8 protein-coding genes and 1 pseudogene are annotated in these 8,028 nt (G+C 63.9%); 5 read left to right on the top strand and 4 right to left on the bottom strand.

From position 1 onward, the window contains the following. The 3 genes from A2J03_RS10965 to A2J03_RS10955 form a co-directional block, all read left to right on the top strand. Positions 1 to 294 (top strand): cytosine permease (locus A2J03_RS10965; protein ID WP_197480716.1); only part of this gene is annotated, 294 nt, incomplete at its 5' end. 9 nt (positions 295 to 303) lie between these two features. Next, positions 304 to 1,035: an aspartate/glutamate racemase family protein gene (locus A2J03_RS10960; RefSeq protein WP_068373353.1), complete on the top strand. Its 732-nt coding sequence runs from the start codon at positions 304 to 306 to the stop codon at positions 1,033 to 1,035. 39 nt (positions 1,036 to 1,074) lie between these two features. Next, positions 1,075 to 1,737 (top strand): nucleoside/nucleotide kinase family protein, encoded by a 663-nt coding sequence (locus A2J03_RS10955; RefSeq protein WP_269455192.1) that lies wholly within the window; start codon positions 1,075 to 1,077, stop codon positions 1,735 to 1,737. Positions 1,738 to 1,842: 105 nt separating this feature from the next. Here the strand turns inward: A2J03_RS10955 and A2J03_RS10950 are convergent, their stop codons facing one another. Next, complete coding sequence (locus A2J03_RS10950; RefSeq protein ID WP_068373348.1) at positions 1,843 to 2,493, bottom strand: Rid family hydrolase; 651 nt, start codon at positions 2,491 to 2,493, stop codon at positions 1,843 to 1,845. Positions 2,494 to 2,523: 30 nt separating this feature from the next. Further along, positions 2,524 to 4,101 carry a flavin monoamine oxidase family protein gene (locus tag A2J03_RS10945; RefSeq protein ID WP_068373345.1) on the bottom strand — a complete coding sequence of 526 codons (1,578 nt, stop codon included), beginning with the start codon at positions 4,099 to 4,101 and terminating at the stop codon, positions 2,524 to 2,526. A gap of 261 nt (positions 4,102 to 4,362) precedes the next feature. On the opposite strand from A2J03_RS10945, the gene A2J03_RS10940 reads away from it, so the two are divergent. Together A2J03_RS10940 and A2J03_RS10935 are read left to right on the top strand one after the other, a co-directional pair. Further along, complete coding sequence (locus tag A2J03_RS10940; RefSeq protein WP_068373358.1) at positions 4,363 to 5,868, top strand: APC family permease; 1,506 nt, start codon at positions 4,363 to 4,365, stop codon at positions 5,866 to 5,868. Beyond that, positions 5,868 to 6,631 (top strand): annotated as a pseudogene (locus A2J03_RS10935) (IclR family transcriptional regulator). Before A2J03_RS10940 ends, A2J03_RS10935 begins: the two are co-directional and overlap by 1 nt. Here A2J03_RS10935 and mftD read toward each other — a convergent pair. Beyond that, positions 6,585 to 7,769 (bottom strand): pre-mycofactocin synthase MftD, encoded by a 1,185-nt coding sequence (gene mftD, locus A2J03_RS10930; RefSeq protein WP_068373342.1) that lies wholly within the window; start codon positions 7,767 to 7,769, stop codon positions 6,585 to 6,587. The pseudogene A2J03_RS10935 and the gene mftD overlap by 47 nt on opposite strands. After that, a partial coding sequence (locus tag A2J03_RS10925) for an alpha-hydroxy-acid oxidizing protein (RefSeq protein WP_197480715.1) occupies positions 7,766 to 8,028 on the bottom strand: 263 nt, incomplete at its 5' end. The genes A2J03_RS10925 and mftD, both read right to left, overlap by 4 nt.

The raw sequence follows: 8,028 nt of genomic DNA, 5'->3' as shown, positions 1-8,028 counted from the left end.
AAGCAGAAGGTTGTGGTGGACGAACTGTTCACGATGTCGCCGACCGGAAAATACTGGTACTCCAAGGGTTACAACCCGGCAGCGGTGTACGCCACGATCGCCGGTGCATTGCTGGCGATGTTCACCGTGCTGTTCAACGGTGCCATCGAGGGCATGGAGATCGCCGGGATGTCGACCGCGTCGAAATACAGCTGGTTCATCGGCTGCGGCGTCGGATTCGCCCTGTACTACTATCTTGCGACGAAGACCAAGCTCGCAGTGACCAATCACCTCGACGCGCCGGTGAAGGCATAGGATCTGCCCGTGCTCATCAAGGTCATCAACCCGAACACCACACTGTCGATGACCGCAACGATCGGAGAGTGTGCCCGGGCCGTCGCAGGTCCGGGCACACTCGTCGACGCGGTCAGCCCGTCGATGGGCCCTGCCTCCATCGAATCCCATGTGGACGAAGCCCTCAGTGTCCCAGGAATATTGGAACAGATCGCGCTCGGCGAAGCTCAGGGCGCCGACGGCTACGTCATCGCATGCTTCGGCGACCCAGGCATGGACGCTGCGCGGGAGGCAGCGTCGGGCCCGGTCGTCGGAATCGCCGAAGCTGCGATGCACGCCGCGAGTTTCCTCGGTCGCGGCTTCTCCGTCGTGACGACGTTGGGCAGAACCACCGGGCGTGCCTGGGACCTCGCCGAGCACTACGGACTGTCCCGCCAGTGTCGCGGGGTCCACGCCTGCGAAATCCCGGTCCTCGAACTGGAGACCGACCCGGATGCCCGAAAGATCATCACCGAAGCGTGCCGGGACGCCATGGAAAGCGATGGCAGCGACGCCATCGTCCTCGGGTGCGCCGGGATGGCCGACCTCTGTGAGCACATCTCGTCGGAGATCGGCGCACCCGTCGTCGACGGCGTGGCAGCAGCGACGTTGTTCGTGCAGTCTCTCGTGACGATGGGGCTGCGCACCGGAAAGCGTGAGGAGTTCGCCGCTCCCCCACCCAAGAAGTACTCAGGTATGTTGGCCGGCTTCGGATCCGATTGACCGTTCCGCCCCGCCGCGTCGAGTAGCTGTTCCCCGGAAATCCACGAGGATCCGAATCCGGCCGCATATCGTCGAAACATGAACGAGTTGATTGCACGGGCGTCGGACATCGCCGCTCGGCCCGGCCGCAGCATCCTCGGCATCACGGGGGCGCCGGGAGCAGGCAAGTCGACGCTCGCCGAGCTTCTCGTCCGCGAGCTCGGCTCCGACCGTGCCGTTCTCGTACCGATGGATGGCTTCCACCTGGCGAACCGAGAACTGGCCAGGCTCCGTCGCCGCGCACGCAAGGGAGCACCGGACACCTTCGACGCGTCCGGCTACGCACATCTCCTCGACCGCATTCGTCGTCGAGACAGCGACACCGTGTACGCCCCGCAGTTCGACCGAACCCTCGACGAACCCATCGCCGCAAGCATCGCCGTCCCCCCCGACATACCCCTGGTGATCACCGAGGGCAACTACCTCTTGCTCGACGACGGTGCATGGCCGCAAGCCCGCACCGCGATGGACGAGGTCTGGTACATCGACATCGACGACGACGTCCGTCGGGAGCGGTTGGTCAAGCGGCACAGTCTGTTCGGCAAGACGGACGTCGAAGCGCGGGCATGGGCCCACGGCAGCGACGAGGACAACGCCGTCCTCATCGCGTCCACCGCTCACCGCGCCGATCTGGCGATCACGGCTCCCTCGCAGTGGATCTAGCGGCTCCGCCGCAGTGGAACTAGCGGCTCCGCCGCAGTGGCATGGTTAAGTGTCCTGGCGTGCACTCAACCGCGCCACTGGGGCGGAGCCCCAGAGCGAGAACCGTCACTTCACCGCATCCACCTCGACCTCCACAAGCCACCCCTGCACGGGGAGCGACGCGACCTCGAGGGCGAACCGTGACGGTCGTGCAGAATTGCGCTCGATCGGTGCTGCCGGCTCGGCGGTGCCCATCGGCACGAGCTCGGTCTCGTCGGTGTCGAGATTGGTGTTCGCGAAGAACTGCCGATACGCGCGGTTCCAACCTGCATAGTCGGCGCGATCGGTTCCGGGTGCATTGTCGAGGAACACCCGCATCGACACCACATCCTCGAGCGCATAGCCCTGATCCTCGAGGTTGTCGCGGATCTTCTTCAGCACGCCGATTCCCTGAGCCTCGGTGATGGTCACACCGGACGGCAAGGTCGCACCCGAGAATTGCTCGGTGTCGATGTACGATTCCGGACTTCCCTCTGCCGCCTCCTCGTTCAGTGCGGTCGGTCCGAGTCCACTGGACTTGTAGACCGTTGCATCACCGGAGATTTCGACGCCCTGCGCGATCATCGGATTCGCTTCACCCGGTTCGATGACCGATCTGGCCCCCGAGGCGGATTCGGTGTCGGCAGGCGCCGCATCCGAATCCGACGAGCACGCCGCAGTCAACAGGATTGCCCCGGCGGCGAGCGCGGCGGCGAACGAACGTGTGTTCTTGGACAAGGGTGGTTTCCTTTCGAGGACGAACAGGGATCAGGACGCGGTGACGCGTTCGTGAATGGAGGTGACCACGTCGCGCGCGGAGGTGAAAGCGCCGTGCTGCCAGGCAATGGCGTTGGACAGGTGATCGCCCGCGAAGTAGATGTGCTCGACGGGCTTCAGGAGCGTGGAGTATTCGGCCGTCGCGACACCGCCGTGCGAATCTCCGGCCCCCTCCCAGGACACCCACGCACTCTCGGAGTACTTCGTTCGGCGCCAACTTCCGGAGAACGACGAGCTGATGTCCTTGGTGTACTTGTCACCGTGGATCATCGATCCTTCGGCGACCGCCTTGGCCAGGCGCTGTTTGTGCGTGAGTGATTCGAAAGCCTGATGCCGCTTACCCGTGTTGTAGTAGGCGACGACGACACCGCGATCGGAGTTGTAGTGGTCGTACGGGAACATGATCTGGGATATGTCCATGTCGGTGTTGCTGGCGCCGCCGTAGATGCGCTCGTCGGTCTCCCACCACCGTCGCGAGTACTCGATACCGAGCTTCCCGGACGGTGTCGCCTTGGCCGCTTTCAAAGCGAGCAGCACTTCGGCGGGCAAATTGTTGTCCAGCCGCGTCACGAGGGCAGGCGGGATGGTGCAGATGACGTAGTCGGCCGAGATTGATTCCACCGCACCGCCTTTGGCGTACTCGACGGTCGCGCCGCCGGACGTGTTGTTCAGTGCCGTCACCTCGGCACCGTAGACGATGTTGTCCTCGCCGATGGCGTCGGAGAACGCGTAGTAGATCCGATCCATGCCCCCCACCGGGCTGAACATGAGCATCGCCTGGTCGTAGCCGAACTCGAAGCTGAAGTTTCGTCCTATGCCGCTCTGGATCACGTCGGACATTCCGTACGGCTTCGTCTCGTCGCCGAAGTTCAGACCTGCACCCGGCTCCGAGCTGTATCCACGACGAGTGGATCCGATGTAGCGTCCGTCGTCGGAGAGGTCGCCGAAGCTGGACAGGAACTCCGAAAGGGCGTCCTTGTCGTCGGGCGTCAGGACGTCGTCGAGGGCACCCCTGCTGGCTGCCTTCTGCAGCAACTCCGACATGTAGCCGTAGGTATCGGCCTTGGCTGCGCGGTAGGACACCGACTGCTGATTCAACGCCGTGCTGCTCTTGTAGTTGACGAGGGTGTTCGCGTTCTGGTTTCCGAACGTCTGCAACTCGACGCCGAGTTCTTTGCAGTAGTCCATCGTGATGTGGCTCTGCGGGATTCGCGTTGCGCCGATGTTGTAGAAGTGCCCGTCGGAGAAAGTACACTTCTGGGTCTCCCCATTGAGGTCGGTCTCCTCGGCCCCTCCGCGGATGGACCACACCCGTCCGCCGGGCCGCTGACGCGCCTCGAGGATCGTCACAGCGTAGCCGGCCTTCTGCAGCTCGTACGCCGAGCAGAGACCCGCGGGCCCGCCGCCGAGGACGACGACCTTGGGGCTTCCTTCGACTCGTCCGATCAGGTCGGCCATCGCGGGCGACTGAAACCGCTTGGGCGCCGCTGCGGCCGATGGCGCAAGACCGATCGTCGACATCGCTCCGTAGGCGAGTCCTGCACCGCCTGTCACACCAAGGCCACGCATGAACGATCTCCGTGTAACTGCCATGTGTTCTTCCACTCCTCAATCCGGCTCTCACTCGTACTGCCGGCCGACATCGGCTGGTTTCGAGTTCGGTCAATCGTGGAATGCCGAGAATTCGGGAATGCGTACCGCGCGAAACGTTCGTCGAATTTCCGGGTGAGAACGTCGGCATCGACTCGTCTCGAGTTCTCACTCACCTGAATTCAGCCGAAGCATCGACGCAACGCGTCCGCAACAATGCGGGGCTACTTTCTGGCCATCATGTCCGCACTCGAACAGGCCATCGCCGCATCCTTCGCCGCACGGGAGCCGGATCGGCCCGCACTGTCACCGCTGCGTGCACTCGGCCGCCGTCAACTGTCGGGGATCGAGGTGTTCGCACAGTCGGTGGCGACGACCGCTCCTGCCGCGTCGATGGTGATTCTGCCGATCACCATGCTGAGTCACGAGACGATGCTCGGCGGTCTGCTCACGATTTTCGCCGCCACGATCGTCGTGTCGTTGATCGCGTTCTGCGTCTCTCAGTTCACGAGGCGGTTCTCGTCGTCCGGCGGGCTGTACAGCTTCGTGATGAAGGGGGCGGGGTCACGTGGGGCGTTGACCGTCGGTGCAGCGATGTTGTGCAAGTACTGCGCCAGTGGCGCGCTGACGCTGTATTTCGGCGGTCAGGCGGTGCGCACCGTGCTGTATGAAGTCGGGATACCTACCGGTGGAGTCGTTGGCGCACTTGCGATTCACGTCGTGCTCGCGCTCGGAATACTCGGATGCCTCGTCCGCGGAGTCAGATTCGCGGCAACCGCGATCCTGGTGGTCGAGCTGTGCTCACTGATGTTCATCACCGCGCTACTGCTGTTGCCGACCGACAAGCATGTCGTCGTCGAGCCGTCCGGCGCCCCCAACGGCCTGCTCCTCGTCGCTCTCGGCGCGATGTTCGCACTCGCAGGCTTCGAGAGCGCTACCTTTTTCGGTCCCGAGGCCAAGCGTCCGCTCGTCACTGTCACCAGAACCGTTCTGCTCACGCCGATCATCTGCGGCGCGCTCTTCACCTTCTCTGCCTGGGCCGTGTGGTCCGGTCGCGGCGGAGTGCTGCTCGGCGCCTACCAACACGGGACTTCGACGGGTATCGATGCGTGGCTGGTCATCGCGTTGAACCTCGGGCTGAGTTGCTCGTGGCTCGCATCGGCGATGGCGTCGTCCAATGCGGCGTCGAGACTCGTCTACACGATGGGGATCGAAAACGTCGTGCCCCATCGGTTCGCCCGCGTCCATCGAACCTTCCGCACACCGCATGTCGCACTCTGCGTCGTTCTCGGTGGATTGGGCGTCGTCAGTTCGGCCTTCGTTGCGCTCAGTGGTTCGGTCGTGCTCGAGGACGCCCGACTTCTGGCTCGGGCGGCCCTCATCGTCGGATACGCCGTCGTGGCCATTGCCGCAGTGGTCTTCCTCAGGCGTATCGGAGAACTCACCGCGACGGTCGTGCTCGCCGGAGTCCTCGCGTGCACCGCGGGATGCGCCGTCCTGGTCAACCTCCTCGTGACGGTGGGTGTCGAGCAGAACGTCACCATGGTGGTCATGCTCGGTGCACTCGCGCTGTCCGGATTCTGCTGGCGCGCATACCTGTACAGGCGTAGTCCACGAGCCCTCGCAGCGGTCGGAGTGTTCGACAGCGCCGAAAGCAGCGACGTTCTTCCGGGTGCCGCCTCCTACGGAGAAAATGCACGCGGCACAGTTGCCCTGGTGAAGAGCCCCTGGACCGACGCACGCTGATGGCGGTGAGGACAGCGCGGACGGTACGGGCAACAGAAGTCGGAGGACACGAACCCCGGGCTGTCCAGAAGGCGCTCGCGTTGCTCGAAGCCGTCGCACATCTCGGTTCGGGAGCGACGGCCAAGGAAGTCGCGCACGCCACCGGAATTCCACCTGCTACGGCGTACCGACTGCTCAATCTGCTGGTCGCCGACGGCTTCCTGGTACGCATCGAAGACCTGTCGGGCTTCGCTCTCGGTCGCAGAACGAGAGAGCTCGCACAGCGGCCCCAGTGAGCGAGGTCGACAATCACCACATCGTGGACGAGCTTCGTGCCCGCATCAGGTTCGGCGTGTACCTGGCGTCGTACGAGAACGATCGAATTCAGTTGATCGACCGAGACCCCGACCACGAACTGTCCGGTGAGACGGCACTGGTGACTCATGCTCATGCGTCGGCGATCGGAAAACTGTTGCTGGCCAACAGACCCGATGGCATTGCTCTGTCCGACCTCAGGAAATTCACGTCGCACACCATCGTCGATCTCGCCGAGCTCGCGATCGAGATGAGCCGGATTCGCACGACCGATATCGCAGTCGAGACCGACGAGATCAAGGTAGGACGATCGTCGGTGGCCGTCCCCGTCCGCGACGACGGTGGACGAGTATCGGGCGCTCTCGCGGTGATCGGGCGGACGGGCAGGTTGGTGCACGACGACCCCGATCTGATCGGTCTGCTCAGGTCGACCGCGAGTCAGATGCGCTTGGCGTGTGCGACGAAGTAGTCATCACGACGTCCGACGGGGACAGGTCGTGCACGGATGCATGTCCGAGCCCCAGCACCGCGGAATCGACACCACCGCGCAGGATGTCCAACACGTTCTCCACACCGGCCTGACCGCCCGCTGCCAAGCCCCACAGGTACGCACGGCCGATCATGACCGCTCTCGCACCGAGCGCAAGTGCCTTGACGACATCGCTGCCTCGACGGATTCCACCGTCGAGGGTGATCTCCACTCGATCGCCGACCGCCTCGACGATCGAGGGCAAAATGCGAATGGTCGCGGGTGTGCCGTCGAGATTGTTGCCGCCGTGGTTGGACACCGAAATCGCAGTAACGCCGGCGTCGACAGCTCGCTGTGCGTCGTCGACACGAGTGATGCCCTTGAGCATGAACGGCCCTTCCCACTGCTCACGTAGCCACGCGATGTCCTCCCACGTCGGCAACGGGCTGGCCATCCAATCGCGGTACGCGCCGAAGAATGTCGGTGCAGTTCCGCCGGGGCGGGTCAGGTTCGGCGCGGACAGATCGGGGATCTTGCCGCTCCGGGCGAACTGCCACAGCCATCTCGGGCGGGCAAGAGCCTCCGGCGCAAAGCGAGCCATCGCAGCGAGATTCACTGTCTCCGGAATCGACGGGCTACCCCAATCGCGCCCTTCGGAGAACGACCAATCCATTGTCAGGATCAATCCGACAGCCCCGGCGCCGCGCGCCCGATCCATCAGATGCAGCAGATACTCGCGTGAACCCACCCAGTGCAACTGAAAGAGTGGCTGCGGGTTGGCTGCAACGACGTCTTCGACGGGTTTGCTCGCAAACAACGACAATCCCAGCGGGATTCCTCGTGATGCTGCCGCCCGAGCGACCGCAATCTCGCCGTCCGGATGAACAGCTTGCACACCCGTCGGCGAGATCATCACGGGAAACGAGAGCGGCTGTCCCATAACCGTTGTCGACAGATCACGCGTGTTCGACAACCCCGCGACGTGCGGGGCGAAGCCGAGTTCACCGAACGCCGCCACGTTGTCGTCGACTGTGATGCCCTGCTCCGAACCCGCCAGCAACGCAGCGTAGACGGACTCGGGTAGACGTTTCTTTGCGCGCCGCTGAGCCTCTGCGACGCTCTCGAACCAATCGGTCACACACCCAGCCTGCGGTCGAACCCGGCCGGCATCACCACATCCGAGGGTGAGAGGTCATGCACCGACGAATGACCGAGTCCGAGCACCGCGGAGTCTATTCCGCCGCGCAGGATGTCGAGAACATTTTCGACACCGGCCTGCCCGCCTGCGGACAGACCCCACAGGTACGCGCGACCGATCATCACCGCCCGCGCACCCAACGCGAGTGCCTTGACGACATCACTGCCGCGACGGATACCGCCGTCGAGAGTGATCTCGA

Source organism: Rhodococcus sp. EPR-157 (genome assembly GCF_001647195.1).
GTDB lineage: Bacteria > Actinomycetota > Actinomycetes > Mycobacteriales > Mycobacteriaceae > Rhodococcoides.
Note: the sequence above shows the minus strand (reverse complement) of the source record. Positions and strands in the feature narration are given on the sequence as shown.

What these genes read in the sequence shown, in the direction of transcription:
- A2J03_RS10940 (WP_068373358.1), top strand. Translation starts at nt 4,363, where the DNA reads ATGTCCGCACTCGAACAGGCCATCGCCGCATCCTTCGCCGCACGGGAG.
- A2J03_RS10945 (WP_068373345.1), bottom strand. Translation starts at nt 4,101, where the DNA reads ATGCGTGGCCTTGGTGTGACAGGCGGTGCAGGACTCGCCTACGGAGCG.